Origin of the sequence: Streptococcus mitis (assembly GCF_047462815.1) — a bacterium.
GTDB lineage: Bacteria > Bacillota > Bacilli > Lactobacillales > Streptococcaceae > Streptococcus > Streptococcus mitis_DO.
This window is the reverse complement of the sequence record NZ_JASHFB010000001.1, coordinates 1-17,350: the sequence shown is the minus strand read 5'-3', so window position 1 is coordinate 17,350 and position 17,350 is coordinate 1. Positions and strand designations below refer to the sequence as shown.

General features: G+C 42.4%; 20 protein-coding genes. 1 reads left to right on the top strand and 19 read right to left on the bottom strand.

The features are described 5' to 3' along the window. Positions 1-25: 25 nt before the first annotated feature. The 3 genes from murB to budA all read right to left on the bottom strand — a co-directional run bounded on the left by murB (position 26) and on the right by budA (position 2,536). Positions 26-931 (bottom strand): UDP-N-acetylmuramate dehydrogenase, encoded by a 906-nt coding sequence (gene murB / locus QM865_RS00100; protein ID WP_000116176.1) that lies wholly within the window; start codon positions 929-931, stop codon positions 26-28. Positions 932-1,042: 111 nt separating this feature from the next. Next, a complete protein-coding gene (locus QM865_RS00095; RefSeq protein WP_371491826.1) occupies positions 1,043-1,795 on the bottom strand; it encodes a YhfC family intramembrane metalloprotease in 753 nt (250 codons plus the stop codon). 9 nt (positions 1,796-1,804) lie between these two features. Further along, positions 1,805-2,536: an acetolactate decarboxylase gene (budA, locus tag QM865_RS00090; RefSeq protein ID WP_000360311.1), complete on the bottom strand. Its 732-nt coding sequence runs from the start codon at positions 2,534-2,536 to the stop codon at positions 1,805-1,807. A gap of 141 nt (positions 2,537-2,677) precedes the next feature. Between budA and QM865_RS00085 the strand changes: the two genes are divergently transcribed. Beyond that, entirely contained in the window at positions 2,678-3,949 is a 1,272-nt protein-coding gene (locus QM865_RS00085; RefSeq protein ID WP_020900243.1) for a PLP-dependent aminotransferase family protein, read from the top strand. Between the two features lie 20 nt (positions 3,950-3,969). Here the strand turns inward: QM865_RS00085 and QM865_RS00080 are convergent, their stop codons facing one another. From QM865_RS00080 to QM865_RS00005, 16 genes are all read right to left on the bottom strand, one after another. After that, complete coding sequence (locus QM865_RS00080; protein WP_020900242.1) at positions 3,970-4,785, bottom strand: ABC transporter substrate-binding protein; 816 nt, start codon at positions 4,783-4,785, stop codon at positions 3,970-3,972. 158 nt (positions 4,786-4,943) lie between these two features. Then, the gene (phoU, locus tag QM865_RS00075) at positions 4,944-5,597 is read right to left on the bottom strand and encodes a phosphate signaling complex protein PhoU (RefSeq protein ID WP_000946458.1); all 654 of its coding nucleotides are present in this window, start codon (positions 5,595-5,597) and stop codon (positions 4,944-4,946) included. An 11-nt stretch (positions 5,598-5,608) separates the two neighbouring features. Next, positions 5,609-6,367 carry a phosphate ABC transporter ATP-binding protein PstB gene (pstB, locus tag QM865_RS00070; protein ID WP_000133484.1) on the bottom strand — a complete coding sequence of 253 codons (759 nt, stop codon included), beginning with the start codon at positions 6,365-6,367 and terminating at the stop codon, positions 5,609-5,611. A gap of 12 nt (positions 6,368-6,379) precedes the next feature. After that, the gene (gene pstB / locus QM865_RS00065; RefSeq protein WP_020900241.1) at positions 6,380-7,183 is read right to left on the bottom strand and encodes a phosphate ABC transporter ATP-binding protein PstB; all 804 of its coding nucleotides are present in this window, start codon (positions 7,181-7,183) and stop codon (positions 6,380-6,382) included. 10 nt (positions 7,184-7,193) lie between these two features. Further along, a complete protein-coding gene (gene pstA, locus QM865_RS00060; protein WP_000543046.1) occupies positions 7,194-8,078 on the bottom strand; it encodes a phosphate ABC transporter permease PstA in 885 nt (294 codons plus the stop codon). Then, entirely contained in the window at positions 8,068-8,985 is a 918-nt protein-coding gene (pstC, locus tag QM865_RS00055) for a phosphate ABC transporter permease subunit PstC (protein WP_001070903.1), read from the bottom strand. Before pstC ends, pstA begins: the two co-directional genes overlap by 11 nt. Beyond that, the gene (locus QM865_RS00050) at positions 8,985-9,863 is read right to left on the bottom strand and encodes a phosphate ABC transporter substrate-binding protein PstS family protein (protein WP_203175956.1); all 879 of its coding nucleotides are present in this window, start codon (positions 9,861-9,863) and stop codon (positions 8,985-8,987) included. The genes pstC and QM865_RS00050 overlap by 1 nt, the downstream gene beginning before the upstream one ends. Positions 9,864-10,083: 220 nt before the next feature. Beyond that, positions 10,084-11,388, bottom strand: coding sequence for an RsmF rRNA methyltransferase first C-terminal domain-containing protein (locus tag QM865_RS00045; RefSeq protein ID WP_203175965.1), 1,305 nt, complete (start codon positions 11,386-11,388; stop codon positions 10,084-10,086). Then, positions 11,389-12,162 (bottom strand): inositol monophosphatase family protein, encoded by a 774-nt coding sequence (locus QM865_RS00040; protein WP_414305743.1) that lies wholly within the window; start codon positions 12,160-12,162, stop codon positions 11,389-11,391. Further along, on the bottom strand, positions 12,152-12,430 hold the full coding sequence (locus QM865_RS00035; RefSeq protein WP_060805352.1) for a UPF0223 family protein: 279 nt from the start codon (positions 12,428-12,430) through the stop codon (positions 12,152-12,154). Before QM865_RS00035 ends, QM865_RS00040 begins: the two co-directional genes overlap by 11 nt. Continuing rightward, positions 12,430-12,831, bottom strand: coding sequence for a Spx/MgsR family RNA polymerase-binding regulatory protein (locus QM865_RS00030; protein WP_000631254.1), 402 nt, complete (start codon positions 12,829-12,831; stop codon positions 12,430-12,432). Before QM865_RS00030 ends, QM865_RS00035 begins: the two co-directional genes overlap by 1 nt. Before the next feature lie 212 nt (positions 12,832-13,043). Next, on the bottom strand, positions 13,044-13,661 hold the full coding sequence (locus QM865_RS00025; protein WP_023946296.1) for a TIGR01906 family membrane protein: 618 nt from the start codon (positions 13,659-13,661) through the stop codon (positions 13,044-13,046). Then, positions 13,651-14,424, bottom strand: coding sequence for a TIGR01457 family HAD-type hydrolase (locus tag QM865_RS00020; RefSeq protein ID WP_023946294.1), 774 nt, complete (start codon positions 14,422-14,424; stop codon positions 13,651-13,653). The genes QM865_RS00025 and QM865_RS00020 overlap by 11 nt, the downstream gene beginning before the upstream one ends. Before the next feature lie 8 nt (positions 14,425-14,432). Next, positions 14,433-15,170: an acyl-[acyl-carrier-protein] thioesterase gene (locus QM865_RS00015; protein ID WP_004238705.1), complete on the bottom strand. Its 738-nt coding sequence runs from the start codon at positions 15,168-15,170 to the stop codon at positions 14,433-14,435. A gap of 3 nt (positions 15,171-15,173) precedes the next feature. Then, positions 15,174-16,304 carry a radical SAM family heme chaperone HemW gene (gene hemW / locus QM865_RS00010; protein WP_414305742.1) on the bottom strand — a complete coding sequence of 377 codons (1,131 nt, stop codon included), beginning with the start codon at positions 16,302-16,304 and terminating at the stop codon, positions 15,174-15,176. 175 nt (positions 16,305-16,479) lie between these two features. After that, a partial coding sequence (locus tag QM865_RS00005) for an LPXTG cell wall anchor domain-containing protein (RefSeq protein ID WP_414305741.1) occupies positions 16,480-17,350 on the bottom strand: 871 nt, incomplete at its 5' end.

Below are 17,350 nucleotides of genomic sequence, written 5' to 3'. Positions count from 1 at the left end.
GCAGCAGCTTTTCAACTACAGCTTCCTACTTGCTTTCACCTAAAATACGGACTTCTCTCTCAAGAGTAACGCCAGAGTGTTCCTTGACTTTTTCGATAACAGACTCAATCAAGTCTTCGTAGTCTTTGGCCGTTCCGTCAGCAACATTGATCATAAATCCTGCGTGCTTTTCAGACACTTCTACGCCACCGATACGATAACCTTTCAAGCCAGCTTCTGAAATTAATTGACCTGCAAAATGACCAACTGGACGCTTAAATACCGAACCACAAGATGGATATTCCAAAGGTTGCTTGAGTTCACGTAGGTGCGTCAAGCGGTCCATTTCCTGCTTGATAACCTGATGGGTTCCTGGGGCTAGGGCAAATTTAGCTGACAAGACAACTGCACCAGACTCCTGAATGGCTGAATGGCGGTAACCAAAAGCCAAATCTTTGGCAGATAGGGTCTCGATTTCTCCATCCTTGGTCAAGACCTTACAAGACTGCAAGATGTGGGCGATCTCGCCACCATAGGCACCCGCATTCATAAAGACAGCGCCACCAACGCTCCCTGGAATGCCACAAGCAAACTCAAAACCAGTCAAACTATGACGAAGGGCAATGCGAGTTGTTTCAATCAAGTTAGCACCAGCTTCTGCTTCAATAGTATAGCCATCAACAGAAACATTATTGAGCTTGTCACACAAGATGACAAATCCACGAATCCCACCGTCACGAACAATGATGTTACTAGCATTTCCAAGAACCATCCAAGGAATATTTTCTTGGTTGGCAAATTTAACAACGCGCGCCAACTCAAAACGATTTCGTGGAAAGACCAAATAATCGGCCTCTCCACCTACTTTTGTATAACTATAGCTATGCAAGGGTTCCTTAAAACGGATATCAATTCCTTCTAAGATTTCAAGCATTTTTTCTCTTACAGACATGTCACTCTTCCTTTTACAAAATTCATTCCATTATACCATTTTTAAGACCATTTGACGACCCTAAAAAAATCTTGGGCTTATTTTAAACAAAAAAAGAGGTTTCCCCTCTTTTTATGATTTTTTGCAAAAGATAGCCTTGGTTCCATAGGCAACCAGAACAAGTTCAAGTGCTAGGACAACTTCAACCAAGACTGGATTGGTCAACCAGCCAACTTGGACTAGAGATGGTGCTAAGTCAAAGAGGGCATGTAGGCCATAAGCTGCTAGGAGATAAATCCATTTCTTCTGACGAACAGCTTGATAAACCCAAACAGTCAAGAGTAATTGGAAACCTAGCGCCAAGATTCGCTCAAAAGCAAGCAAATAAATCTGCCAGACTGATAGCGACTGAATAGTTTTCAACATATTTTCAGACAGTAATTGCATGACCTGTGGATCCTGCGTTTGAACTGCTGAGAGAACGAAGTAGAGATTAAGCAAACTAGTAAGACCTAGGAAAATCAACTCCAAGCCACCATGCCCTAACCCATAGGCCAAGGCGTCTGCCTTTTCCAAACTTCTCTTTTTCTCCAACCATTTGAAGAAAATAAGACGAGCAGTTTCCTCAAAAAATGCTGCCATGGCTAGTCCATAGATGATATAGACAAGCGGATGGTCTTGCAAGAGGGCAATACTACCGTCTTTTTGAGGATGTAAAACCAAGATATGCACTAGTTTTTCCAAAATCTGTGTAGAGACAAAGAAGGCTACAGCCCCCAAGCCCAAAACAGCTAAATTAATCTGGTATTTCTTTTTGGCATACCAAATGCTCCCTATCAAGAAAGCCAGCAACAGCAACATGGTAATGATAATATGAATGGTCATTTTCTTCTCCTATTCCGCCTTTTCAATATCTTTTTTCATCTCGTCAACATTGAACTTAGCAAACAAATATTGACGGTCTTGGACTGGGAAACGTTGATCCAATTGGTCAACAGCTCCCACCTCAATAATGCCTTCCTTGATGACAAAGTCCATAACATGCCCACCGAAGGTCAAATCATCTGAGATGAAGTGTAGATGATAGCCTGCCACACTGACCCCATGGAAAATCTCTGGCGTCCAGAAACCAACGATGGTTCCCGCCACATTGTCGCGACTATATTCAGGTTGATGGGTTGCGACATCAGCAAACTTGGTATCTGGTGTCGACTTGGGAATCATGCGCACATGCATATGCGAAAATTCCCCCCGAATCTTGATAGAGCGGAAAAGATTTTCCCCGTCATAATAAGACTCGATTCGCTCTTCCAATTCCTTGTCTGTCATCTCAAACCGCTGGCGGAAAATGACCTCTGCCTGATGCGGTACCACTGCTGCGTAAGGAATAAGGGCATCTGGTGATACTTCCACAATTTCTGGCTGTTCTCCTGATCCTTTGGCCTGATAAGCCTTGCCATCCAAGACAATCAATTCCCCATCAATGGAATCCAAGGTTCCCAAACCAAGATCACCATGTTCTAGTAATTCTCCCACTGTCATGGTACCACCATAAAGGCCAGCCATCAAGGCTCCGAGGGTATTGTATTGAAATAATTTCACTGGTTCCTGCACGTTCTTATCCATTCACTTTCTTGTCTGTTATTCTGTAAATCTTACTCCTTAGTATACCACATTTGCCCCTATATGTGAACGAGAGAAACACCCTAGACATTGCCAAGAAATAAAAAAAAGGGTACAATGTAACAAAATCAAGGGAGGTCTGGAATGAAGAAACAAAGCAAGTACCAAGAGGTCGTAGCTTATCTGAAAAATAGTATCGAGTCTGGCCGCTTTCCAACGGGTAGCCGCCTGCCTTCTATTCGTCAACTGAGCCTTGACTTTCACTGTAGCAAGGATACTATCCAACGAGCCCTTCTGGAATTACGGCACGAACAATACCTCTATGCCAAGCCCCAGAGTGGTTACTATGTCCTAGAACAAGGGCAACACCAGGATCTAGAAATCGAAGTCACTGACGAACATGCCAGTGCCTATGACGATTTCCGACTCTGTATCAATGAAACCTTGATTGGCCGAGAAAACTACCTGTTCAACTACTATGACAACCAAGAAGGATTAGAAGACTTAAGACAATCCATTCATAAACTCCTCTTTGACCAAGCTCTCTACTGCAAGGCAGACCAACTGGTACTGACTTCTGGAACCCAACAAGCCCTTTTTATTCTCTCGCAAATTTCCTTCCCTAGCCAAGCCAAGGAAATCTTGGTAGAACAGCCGACCTACCATCGGATGAATCGCCTCTTGATTGCTCAAGGATTAGACTATCAAACCATTGAACGAGGCATTGATGGGATTGACTTGGAGGAACTGGAAAGCCATTTCAAGACAGGAAAGATTAAGTTTTTCTATACCATTCCTCGATTTCACTATCCTCTGGGGCATTCCTATTCTGAGCAGGACAAACGAGCTATTCTTGACTTAGCTGCCAAGTATGGTGTCTATATCGTAGAGGACGACTATTTGGGGGATTTGGACTCTAAAAAGGGCCAGACCTTCCACTATCTGGATACAGAAGAGCGCGTCATTTATATCAAGTCCTTCTCAACCAGTCTCTTTCCAGCCCTGCGGATAACAGCACTCATCCTGCCAAATGCTATCAAAGAAGCCTTTGTGGTCTACAAAAATATCCTAGACTACGACAGCAACCTCATCATGCAAAAGGCCCTGTCACTCTATATTGACAGTCAATTATTTGAGAAAAACCGTCTAGCTCGCTTGTCCAATCAAGAAGACTACCAAAAACAACTCGAGAAAAGTTTAACCAAAACACCTTGTCCCCTTCCTCATTATCCCCTACACGATGGTTTATTACTTGATCTCAGACAGTACCCTAAAATCGCCAGTCTCAAGCACAGTCAACTGGGCTTAGACTTCTTTGAAGAGGCATACTTGGATGCCTGCCCTTATCAATTTGCCAAGGTGTCCCTAGACAATCTGGAAAAGGTTTTAAACTATTTAAAAGCAGAATTGGACTGACTTCCAACTCTGCTTTTTTCTTATTGTTCAACTTCTGTTAGACTTGCTGCCTTTTCAAGATATTTTTGGTAGGTACCGTCATCCTTGAGTTTTTGAATAACCTTGTCCACCACTTCTTTCAAATCAGCACTATTTTTTCTAAGGGCAACGGCATTTGCTTCGCCGTCCTTCATCTTCAAGCTGACAGTTGCGACAGCTAGGTCCGCATTTTTAGCAGCGTAGCTAAGAGCAACAGGCTCATCCATGTGAACAGCATCTACTTTTCCAGCCTGCAATTCATTAACTGCTTCACCCATATTGGTTAGAGAAGTCAATTGAGCTTTTGGTAATTGTTCCTTGACCATAGCTTCTGGAACAGTCCCTTTTTGGGCTGCAATATTAGCACTTTCAAGGCTAGTTAAATCCTTGTATTTTTCTACATCAGACTTACGAACCAAGAAACTAATCTTGTTTTCATAGTAAGGAATTGAAAAATCAAAGACTTCTTTTCTCTCGTCAGTAGCGCTAATTCCCGCAACAGCTAGATCAGCCTTACCAGTTTGAAGACTAGTCAAGACATTGTCAAAACTCATGCTTGAAATTTCCAACTTAACCCCAAGTTCATCAGCGATAGCCTGAGCCATGTCAATATCCGCACCGACAACCTGATTTTTTCCGTCAACCAATGATTGGAACTCAAAGGGTGCATAGTCAGGACTGGTCGCCACAACTAATTTCCCCTTTTGCTTAATGGCTTCAACAGCTGACTGAGAACCATTAGAACCCGACTGGCAAGCTACTAAGAAGAAACTTGCAAGAAAACTACATAAAACAAATATCCATTTTTTTGATTTCATAAATAAACAACCTCTCTGTTGATTTTGTATAATTATAACGCTATCCAAGTTACTTGTCAAGTGTTTTTTTGAATTTTTATCTTAAAAATATTTTTTTCATTCAATAAAAGGAGCTATCAGTTGATTTCAAGCTCCTTTTTATACAGATTGAACCTATTTTATAGTTCGACAATCTTACCTGTTTCAAAGTAAACAACCCATTCACAGATATTCTTGGCATAGTCTCCAATGCGTTCCAAGAAGGCAATCACTTGGAAATAATCACGACCTGTAACAATGGCATCAGGATTTTTCTTGATTTCTTCTGTAGCCAAGTCACGAATGCTATCAAAGTAATGGTTGATTTTTTCGTCCATGGCTGCTACTTCATAGGCCTGATCAACTGAACCATTCAGATAAAGTTCAAGAGCTGCTTCGACGAAGTTCTTGACATCGCGACCCATTCTCTTGATTTCTTCTTCAACAGCTGGGATGCGTTGCTCCCCTTTCATACGAATTGCCGCTTTGGCAATAGAAACGGCATGGTCACCCATACGTTCCAAGTCAGATACAGCCTTCAAGACTGTCAAAACAGTACGCAAGTCTTGAGAAACGGGTTGTTGAAGGGCAATCATTTCAAATGATTTTTTCTCCAATTTCACTTCGTATTCGTTTACTTCTGCATCGTCTTCGATGACTTCCTTGGCCAAATCACGGTCATGCGTAACAAAGGCACGCACTGTACGATTGATTTGGGATAGCACTTCTTGTCCCATAGCGTAGAACTGGTTGTGCAATTTCTCTAAATCTTCTTCAAATTGAGAACGTAACATCATTTATCTCCTTATCCAAATTTTCCTGAAATATAATCTTCTGTTTCCTTGTGTTGTGGGTTGAGGAACATCTTCTTGGTATCGTTAAACTCAATCAAATCTCCATCTAGGAAAAATCCTGTCTTGTCAGAGATACGAGAGGCTTGTTGCATGGAACGTGTAACCAAGAGCATGGTGTATTTATCTTTTAGCCCATACAAGGTTTCCTCAATCTTCCCAGCAGAGATAGGGTCCAAGGCTGAAGTCGGTTCATCCAAGAGAATGATTTTAGGACTGGTTGCCAAGACACGGGCAACACAGACACGTTGCTGTTGTCCACCTGAAAGCCCGATAGCTGAATCATGTAGGCGATCCTTGACCTCATCCCAGATGGAAGCACGTTGCAAGGCTTTTTCCACCGCTTCATCTAGAACTTGCTTGTCCTTCACTCCATTGATACGAAGCCCGTAGACAACATTTTCGTAGATGGACATAGGGAAAGGGTTTGGTTGTTGGAAAACCATACCGATTTCCTTACGCAATTCAACTGTATCTGTACGTGGACTGTAGATGTTGTGGCCGTTGTATACTACTGAACCAGTTGTGGTTACCTCTGGATTAAGATCTCCCATGCGGTTGATAGCCTTGAGGAGGGTTGATTTCCCTGATCCAGATGGACCAATCAAGGCTGTAATTTCCTTAGGTTGGAAAGATAGGGAAACACTATTCAAGGCCTTTTTTTGATTGTAGTAAACGGACAGGTCTGACACCTGTAAAATCGCTTCTGTCATACTGTTTCCTTTCTATCCAAAGTGTCCTGTTACGTAGTCATTGGTTGACTGTAGTTTGGCATTTTGGAAAATATTAGAGGTCTTATCATACTCAATCAAGTCACCCAAGTAGAAAAATCCTGTGTAATCACTCGCACGCGCAGCCTGCTGCATACTGTGGGTCACGATGATAATGGTAAAATCCTTCTTCAACTCCAGCATGGTTTCTTCAAGTTGAGCAGTCGCAATCGGATCCAAGGCAGACGCCGGCTCATCCATCAAGAGAATATCTGGTTTAACAGAGATGGCACGAGCGATACAGAGACGTTGCTGCTGACCACCAGATAGGGTCAAGGCCGACTTGTGCAAATCGTCTTTGACCTGGTCCCAAAGGGCAGCTTGACGAAGAGAGGTTTCCACAATTTCATCCAAGACTTGCTTGTCCTTAACCCCTGCACGTTCATGGGCAAAAGTGATATTGCGGTAGATAGACTTGGCAAAGGGATTTGGTCGTTGGAAGACCATTCCGATGTGCTTGCGCATCTCATAGACGTTGATTTCTGGACGGTTGACATCAATCCCTTGGTAGAGGATTTGACCTGTGACCTTAGCAATATCAATGGTATCATTCATACGATTGAGACTGCGGAGGTAGGTTGATTTCCCTGATCCAGATGGGCCAATTAAGGCTGTAATTTTATTCTTTTCAAATTGCATATCGATGCCCTTGATGGATTCTTTTTTACCGTAGTAAACATGTAAATCCTTAGTAGAGAGGGCCACTTTCTCTTCAGGAAAGGTGATGATATGCTTTTCATCCCAATTATATTTTGACATGGCTTCTCCTTTAGGCAGCAGTTAATTTCTTATGTAGGTAGCTTCCGAGTTTACGGGCTCCAAAGTTAAAGATGAGGATAAAGATGAGGAGCACAGCCGCAGAACCTGCTGATACGATGGTTCCATCAGGAATAGTTCCTTCGCTATTGACTTTCCAGATATGGACAGCCAAGGTTTCTGCTTGACGGAAGATAGAGATTGGGCTGGTTACACTGAGAATATTCCAGTTAGACCAGTCAAGAGCTGGAGCAGATTGTCCTGCTGTATAGATCAAAGCAGCCGCCTCACCAAAGATTCGACCAGAGGCCAAGACAACCCCCGTTACAATCCCTGGAAGGGCTTCTGGAATGACCACATGGACTACAGTCTCCCAACGAGAAATCCCAAGAGCTAGGCCAGCTTCACGTTGCGTGTGGTGAACGTGTTTCAAACTGTCTTCAACATTACGAGTCATCTGAGGCAGGTTAAAGACTGTCAAGGCCAAGGCACCTGAAATGATTGAAAATCCATACTCAAACTGAACTACAAAGATCAAGTAACCAAAGAGACCTACAACCACTGATGGTAGAGAAGACAAGATTTCAATACAGGTTCTGACAAAGTTGGTCACAGGACCTTTTTTGGCATATTCAGCTAGGAAAATCCCAGCCCCCATAGACAAGGGTACAGAGATAATCAAGGTGATGACCAAAAGGAAGAAGGAATTATAGAGCTGAATCCCAATCCCTCCGCCTGCTTGGTAAGAAGATGATTTGCCAGTCAAGAAAGACCAAGAGATATGAGGCAAACCACGAACCAAGATATAGAGAATCAAGGATGCCAAGATGGCAACGATAATCCCTGCAATCGAGTAGAGGACAGCTGTTGCAATTTTATCTAATTTCTTAGCGTGCATAGTTTTTCTTTCCTCTTTCTTTCGTAATCAATTTAATGACACTGTTGAAGGCCAAACTCATCAAGAGCAAGACTAAGGCCAGTGACCAGAGAACGTTATTGTCAACGGTTCCCATAACGGTATTTCCGATACCCATGGTCAACACAGAGGTCAAGGTTGCAGCAGGTGTTGTCAATGAAGTTGGGACAACGGCTGAGTTTCCGACCACCATCTGAATGGCCAAGGCCTCACCAAAGGCACGCGCCATCCCAAAGACCACTGCTGTGAAAATCCCTGAACGCGCAGCCTTCAAAGTCACTCGCCAGATGGTTTGCCAACGAGTAGCTCCCATAGCTAAACTAGCTTCGCGGTAGTGACGAGGCACCGCACGCAAACTATCGGTTGTCATAAAGGTTACCGTCGGTAAAATCATGACAAAGAGAACAAAAATCCCTGACAAAATCCCAAAACCAGTTCCACCAAAGACACTGCGGACAAAGGGAACTACGACCTGCAAACCGATAAATCCATACACGACGGAAGGAATTCCGACAAGCAATTCAATAGCTGGTTGCAAGATTCTAGCACCTTTTGGCGAGACTTCAGTCATAAAGACTGCCGCACCAATGGCAAAAGGAGTTGCGATAAGGGCTGACAGGATTGTGACAATAAAGGAACCCAAAATCATTGGAAGGGCACCAAATTGTTTACCTGAAGGATTCCATGTTTGGCCAAATAGGAAATCAAAGATATTGACCCCATTGACAAAGAAGGTCGACAAGCCTTTTTGGGCTACGAAAATCAAAATCATAGCCACAATAATGACAATCAAAGACAGACAGGCAAAGGTCAAGCCTTTTCCTAGTTTCTCTAGACGAGAGTTCTTTGAGGGAGAAAGTAATTTTTTAGCTAATTCTTCTTGATTCATTATTGACTCCCTTCTAGTGCTGTCACTGTTCCTGCAGCATCTTTTTCAACCTTCATTTCCTTGACAGAAATATAGCCCATTCCTTTTACGATTCCATTCTGAACTTCATCTGAAAGGACAAAGTTGAGAAATTCTGCCACTAATTCATTTGGTTGACCTAGGGTATACATGTGTTCATAAGACCACAAAGGCCAGTTATTGGTTGTAACATTTTCTGCAATCGGCTCATAGCCATTCAACTTCATACGTTTAACCGAGTCATCCACATAGGCAAAGGCTAGGTAAGAAATGGCTCCTGGTGTCTGGGAAACAATGTTTTTGACCATCCCATTTGAATCCTGTTCTTGACTCTGCACAGCAGATTGACCATCCATGATAACACTATCAAAGGTTGCACGCGAACCAGAGCTTGCCGCGCGGTTGATAATGGAAATAGCTAGGTCTTTCCCACCGACCTCTTTCCAGTTGGTTACTTGACCTGTGAAGATGCTACGGAGTTGTTCAGTTGTCAGATTTTCAACATCAACTTCCTTGTTCACAATAACTGCCAAGCCCGCTACAGCAACCTTATGGTCCACTAGAGCGGATGCGTTGATACCGTCTTTTTCCTCGGCAAATACGTCTGAATTTCCTACATCAACGGCTCCAGACTGAACCTGAGACAGACCAGTACCAGATCCTCCACCTTGGACGTTGACTGTTTTTCCAACGTGCATAGAGCCAAATTCATCTGCTGCTGCTTCGACCAAGGGCTGAAGAGCCGTTGAACCAACAGCTGTCATGGATTCCCCACGATCAATCCAGCTAGCACATCCCGCTAAAGAACCTACTAGCAAAAGAGCCGCAAGGGATAGAGCGAGTTTTTTCCTTTTTTTCACTGTTTTTCTCCTTGAAAATAATGGTGAATGCTGTGAATTTTTTCAACTATTTATTTATGTTTTTCTTTTGAAAATTGGGAGCCAACTGAAGTTGCTAGCTTGGTTTTACTAGAAATTTGCTCAGTTACCTTTTCCACCAATTTTGACTTAAAATGAAAGACAATTTGAAAAAAATCCATACTTCCACTATAACATAGACAAGCTACTTTGACTAGCATTTTCACTTGAATCTGAGACCTTTTGGAAAATAATTTTTCAAAACATTTCCAGTCACCTTAGCAAAACCCAAACCATTTCCTTTAACTAAAACTTGGTACCAACCATTTGGCAGACTTTCTGCCAGCTGAACGGTTTCTCCAGCGGCATACTTTACAAACTCTTCTTGATCAATTTCAACCGACTGCTTGACCTGACTCGGTTTCAAGGCTAGACCAAGAGCAAAACTAGGCTCAAAGCGTTTCTTCTTAAAAGTGCCCAGATGCAGTCCATTGCGAGCAATCTTGAGCTTCCCTAAATCTGGCAAGAGTTCTGGCAAGAGATAGAGTTGATCACCAAAAGTCTGCAAGATTCCCCTTAGATTGATTTTCAAGTGTTTTTGGGCAAATTCCTGCCACAAGGCAACTTGTTCTCGGCTAAGATTACTCTTACTTGCCTTATATTTCGGTGCTGGATTTTCACCCTTAAATTGTAAATGGGCTACAAACTGCCCCTCTCCCATAAAATGATGAGGATACATCCGAGCCGTCTCTGGCAGGTCAATTCCAGCTACCATTCCATTGATATGCTCTACTGGCAACAAATCAAAATCATACTCTTCCAGCAACCACTTGACAATCTCTTCGTTTTCCTCGGGGGCCCAGGTACAGGTTGAATAAACCAAGCGACCACCTTCTGCTAGCATGGTTACTGCATCTTCCAGAATTTCTCTTTGCAAGCTAGAGCATTGACTCGGATAATCTAAGCTCCAATAGTTCATAGCATCTGGTTGCTTACGAAACATTCCTTCACCAGAGCAAGGGGCATCCAAGACAATGAGGTCAAAATAGCCCTTAAAAACCTTGGCCAAGCGGTCAGCAGATTCATTGGTCACTACGACATTTGTCGCTCCAAAGCGCTCCATGTTTTCTACTAAAATCTTAGCCCGTTTGCTTGAAATTTCATTGGAAACCAGAATACCTTCACCTGCTAGATAGGATGCCAGCTGAGTTGATTTACCACCCGGTGCAGCTGCCAAGTCCAAAACCTTCATACCAGGACTGGGCTGGGCTACCTGAGCAACCATTTGGGCAGCAGGTTCTTGCGAATAAACCAAACCAGTAGCATGCTCAGGAGATTTTCCTGAAACCTTTCCATAGTAGCCCCAAGGGGTTTGAGGAATGGGATTAGAAAAGGAAACTGGTGCTTCTTTTAAGGGATTGACCCGAAAGGCCGAAACCGCTTCCTCCTCAAAAGAGGCAAGAAAATCTCTTGCCTCATCTCCTAGTATCTCTTCATATTTTTCAACAAATCCTTCTGGAAATTGCATTTAAGTTCTTTTCCTTTCGTAAATATAGGACTGAATTTCCTCCTGCATCTCAAGTGGTAGCATCATGACCGGCTGTCTGGTTTGAAAATTAGGAGTTTCACCAGAAAGAGTCACAATCCGATAGCCCAGACTTTCCCCTAAAATACTAGCCGCAGCATAATCCCATGGTTGCAGATAGGTGACATAGGTCAACAAACGCCCTGACAAAATCTTGGCAAAACTAATGGCCGCACTCCCATAGACACGAACACCGAGGACCGCTCGACTCAAATCAGCCAAACCCCATTCATTGGTTTCCAGCATACCACTATTCCCTGCAATGAGAAAATTTCTAAGTGGTTTTGCTTGAAAGGGAGCTAGGGGCTTATTATTTCGACAGACTGGAAACTTACCACCACCGTGATAACAATCCCCCTTGACCACATCATAAATCAGACCAAACTGTCCCTGACCATTTTCAAAATAAGCCATCATAACAGCAAAATCTTCCTGCTGGGCGACAAAGTTATTGGTCCCATCAATGGGATCAATGACCCAAACCTTGCCCTCTTGAACTGAAGCTCGCAGACACCCTTCTTCAGCACAAATCTTATCCTCAGGATAACGGGATAGAATTTCACCAACCAAGAGTTCCTGAACTTCCTTGTCCAGTCTGGTCACCAAATCTGTTGGAGAGGACTTGGTTTCAACACACAAGTCTTCCTGCATATGGTCAAGAATGTACTGGCCTGCTTTCTTAATTAGCTCTTTGGCAAATTCGAATTTACTTTCCAAGAGAAATCTTTCCTTCCCCTTTTTCCTTGGCAGTCTGAACTGCTCGGTAAAGCGAATAACCACTCACTGTTTCAAATTCTCGTCCCAAACGTTTCTCTTCACTCTTACTTGGCACGACCGCCTTGAATCCCTTATAGGAGCCCAGTAACTTTTGAGCCTCTACCTTGCTTTCATAGGCAGCTTCAACATCATTAAAAAAAGAAAGCACTGAAGCAAGTTCTTCAGTGCTCCACGACAAATCTAGTGGGTAACTATATTGTTTGTTCATTAACTAATACCAGCTCTCATTCTTGCTTCTTTTAGTTCTTGCTTACGGTAACTACGAGGGAGAAAAGCACGAATCTCATCTTCATTAAAACCGATTTGCATACGTTTGGCATCGATAATAATTGGACGACGCAAAAGACTAGGATACTGCTCAATCAAATGAAGCAATTCTGATACCGAAATACTTTCTACATCAATATCTAATTTTTGAAAAATTTTTGAACGAGTTGAAATGATGTCATCAGTACCATTTTCGGTCAAGGAAAGAATGTGTTGCAATTCTTTTCTCGTTAAAGGACTGGTCATAATATTGTGCTCCTCAAAGGGCACCTTATGTTTTTCTAACCAGGCCTTCGCCTTACGACATGAAGTACAGCTCGGTGATAGAAATAGTGTAATCATGCTTTTCTCTTCTTATCTATACTTTGCTAGTTCTATTATACAAAAAAATAAAGCGCTTGACTAGAGATTTTTAGAAAAAAAAGCCTATTTTTTCAAGAAAAATAGACTGTTTGCGAACGATTGATACATTTTGGATTTGGTTAATTCATTCTTGACAATAGTTTCGAATCACATACCTAATTGATTTATGCAAAATAAGAATATCTTTCGTTTCACTTCCCACGACTTTTCAGATAAAGATAGCCAAAGAAGCTTTCATAGAGGGCAAAAAAGAGAAGAAAGGCATGAAGGAAGAAGGTCTCTGGCAAAATCAGAATCACTGGATCCTTGGCTGGGTCAAAAAGCCAGGTATCATCTCCCACAAAGAGAATTTGATGGAAAAGGGTAAAGAATTGGTCAAAACCAATCAAAACTCCCCCAAGCCCAATCATCACAGGTAAGACTACTAGAGCCAAAAGCCCTTTACTAAATAGAGATAAAAAGCCCTTTTTCACAATCCCTTTGACAAAGACATAGAAACTTGGCAGTGTCACTAGAGCTACTAGCTGAACTAGGTGAAAGAGGTTCTTGACCACCGCAAAATGGTGCAGACCAGCTGCTGACGAACGAAAATCTGGCATCTGCAAGACCTGACTAAAAGGATTGGTCAGGTAATCCATCAAGATATGAAAGTTATATTGAATGGTTTCTGGTTTTAGATAAACTCGATCCGTCAAGTTCAGCCACTCAATCTCCAAAGGATAAAAAATCCAAGCCAAATAAATGGTCAAAAGAATTGAGAAGGAGAGGAGAAAGAGCATAGAGCTCCAAAAGGTCAGTTTAGTTTTCATCAAAGTTCCACTCCGCAAGGCTAGAAACCACATGAGTCGGTGCGATTGGCAGGTCTGCCACTTCTTCTGCCTTGGTAAAACCTGTTGTCACCAAGAGAGTTGGAATGCCATTGTCAATCCCAGCTCGAATATCAGTCAAATAATTGTCCCCAACCATGATTAATTCTTCACGTTCCAAACCTAAGTGCTCAACCGCCTTGTCCATAATGATGGCATTTGGTTTCCCAATATAAACAGGCTTCACTCGTGTTGCCACTTCAAGAAGGGTAATCAGTGAACCAGCACCAGGCAAAAGACCGCGCTCTGTCGGGATGTTGAGGTCAGGATTGGTTCCGATAAAGTGGGCACCTTTTTGAATAGCTAGAGTTGCTATGGCAAATTTTTCATAGTCAACTTGCCAGTCCAGGCCTACTACCACATAGGCAGGATTATCCTTGTCTTCCACATAACCAGCCGCCTTGATGGCTTCCTTAAGCCCTGCTTCTCCGATGACATAGACGGTCTTTTCAAGCCCCAAGTCGTTCATATAGTCGATAGTCGCCAAAGTCGCTGTGTAGACAGTCGATAGGGGCGTATCAATATTAAAATTCTGAGCCAACATCTCCTGAACACTCTCTGGAGTGCGGGTTGTATTGTTAGTCACAAAGAGATAGGGGATGTCTCGCTTTTGCAATTCGTGGACAAAAGCCTCTCCTGCTGGAATTCGATCTTTCCCCTTATAAATGGTTCCGTCTAAATCAATTAAATAGCCTTTATACTTCATATTTTTCTCTAATCCTTCTTCATTTCTTGCCAAGTGATGATAGCTTGGGCATTGGTAGCCCCGTCGCTTGTAATCTCATGCTTGCTTTCCAGTCCAGTCCGTTCAACAGCCGATGTAATCACCCCACCTGGTCTAACTTCCTTGACATACTTGAGGTTGATTTTCTTGGGAATATATTGGGTCAAAAAATCCGCTCCCATAACCTCAAAAATCCAGTCCAGATACTTACTGTTATTAACATGACCATTCATATCCAAGTCGTAAAAACGAACATGGTAATCCTTGCTGAATGGTTCTTCCAAAGACTCATACTTTGGCCCACGGATAAGCTTTTTATCAAAATCAGACTGATACGGAGCCACAATCTCAGGTTCGACAGCATGGACTTTTCGACTGTCGCGGTCCATGAGAACAAAGGTCGCCATCATGTGGATGAGTTCCTGACCTGCTTCATCATAAATGTTAAAGCGACGGTAGCAAAAGAGCCGATTGTAGCTCAAAGCTTCCGTTTCGATGGTAATTTCTTCCGCAAAACGAGGCAAACGAACCACCTCAATATCGTATTCTGTGATAATCCAGACCAGATTATGCTCTTCCAAAATGGCCTTATCACTAACTCCTAACTCAATCGACTGCATCCCTGAAACTTGAAGGGATAGCAAAATCACATCTGGAAGCTTGATATGACCGTTCATATCAGCCATATCAAAAGGAATTTTCATTTTCATTCGATAAGTTAAGCCCATCATCTACTCCAAAATAAATCGTTCTGCTACGGTGTCTCCTAAAAAGAGACCTCTTTTTGTCATACGAACTCGGTCACCATCTATTTGCATGAGACCTTGTTGAACCAATTCTCTGACAATTTCTCCATAAAGTCCATCGAAAGACCGTCCAAATTTTTCCTCAAATCGCGCCATGGAAACCCCTGATTTCTTGCGGAGTCCCAAGAACATTTCTTCTTCCATTTGCTCTTTTTGACTCAGGTGCTCTTCTGTGATGCGAGCATTGCCTTCCTCAACTGCATTAAGATAATGACGAATGGGACCATGATTTTTATAGCGTACTCCATTTACATAACCAGAGGCCCCAGCACCGATGCCATAGTATTCAGCATTGTCCCAGTACATGAGATTGTGGCGACTTTCAAAACCAGGCTTTGAGAAATTAGAAATCTCATAATGTTCAAAACCAGCTCGCTCCAGCTCTGCGATGATATACTCAAACATCTCAGCCTCAAGTTCCTCCTTAGGCAGAGGCAATTTCCCTCGTCGCATACGGTTCATAAAGACCGTATGATTTTCCAAAATCAAACTATACAAACTCATATGGGGAATATCCAGCCCAATGGCCTTAGCCACATTTTCCTTGACCTGCTCCATAGTCTGACCAGGCAGTGCATAAATCAAATCAATGGAGATATTGTCAAAACCAGCCAGTTTCAGGCGGTCAATATTTTCATAAATATCTTTCTCCAAATGACTGCGCCCAATCTTTTTCAGCATCTTGTCATCAAAGGTCTGCACACCTAGCGACACACGATTGACAGCCGAATTCTTCAAAATGGCTATCTTATCCGCATCCAAGTCGCCCGGATTAGCCTCAATGGTCAATTCTTCCAAGGCTGACAAGTCCAAGTTTTTAGTCAAGCCCTTCAATAACACCTCCAGTTGCGGAGCGGACAAAGCCGTCGGTGTTCCACCACCGATATAGAGAGTTCTCAACTTTTGAATATCATAAGATTGAAACTCTTCTAACAGATGTTCCAAATAACTATCTACCGGCTGATTCTTGATAAAAACTTTTGAAAAGTCACAATAATAACAAATCTGGGTACAAAATGGGATGTGCACATAGGCTGACGTTGGTTTCTTCTGCATAGTACTTATTATACCACAAAAGCGAACAATACTTAGAATTCCGTTTAACAAAATCCTAGCATTGTTCGCTTTCTTTATCTAATCATTCTTTGTATTTTATGACGAACACGATTCCCAGAACCAATCTAGTTTGTCTTTACAATACAAAAGAATGAATGTTCATTTGACTAAATTTTTAGTCTTCTTTTTTCTTACGAGCTACAAGTCCAAATACACTCAATAGTCCAAGAAGTCCTAGAGATGCAAGAGCAGCATTTGATTCTGTTCCTGTATTTGGCAATACATTTTGAGAATCATTTGACTTAGCTCCATTATCAACAGTAGTCTTAGTATCTACCTGATCTGCATTAGGAGTAGTTGGTGTTTCTGGTGTGAATTTACCTGGAGTTGTTACATTAGGAACTTCCACTGTTGGTTTTCCTGGTTCTGTAATCTTACCTGTTCCTGGGACATCTTTCTTAGGAAGGTTGTCATTTGGTACTTTACCTTTACCGTCTTCACCGATTGTTACTGTGATTGGACCATTTTCACCTGGGATTTCTACCTTAGTTCCTGGTGGGAATGTTGACCCATCTGGTTTCTTAGGTGTTACTGTAACATCACCTGTCTTAGGATCTCGTTCCACATCTAATGTTGGTGTCTTACGAGCTGGTGTGGTTACATCCACTGGTTGTGATGGTTTCTTATTCGGTTCTGTTACTTTTCCTGCACCTGGGACATCTTTCTTAGGAAGGTTGTCATTTGGCACTTCACCTGAACCATTTTCACCAATTGTTACTGTGATTGTTGTTCCATCTTCTCCTGGAATTTCTACCTTAGTTCCTGGTGGGTATGTTGATCCATCTGGTTTCTTAGGTGTTACAATCGCATTTCCATTTGGTTGTTGAGTAATTTCAATCTTACCTGGTTTCTCAGTTACTGGTGTTTCTGGTGTGAATTTACCTGGAGTTGTTACATTAGGAACTTCCACTGTTGGTTTTCCTGGTTCTGTAATCTTACCTGTTCCTGGGACATCTTTCTTAGGAAGGTTGTCATTTGGTACTTTA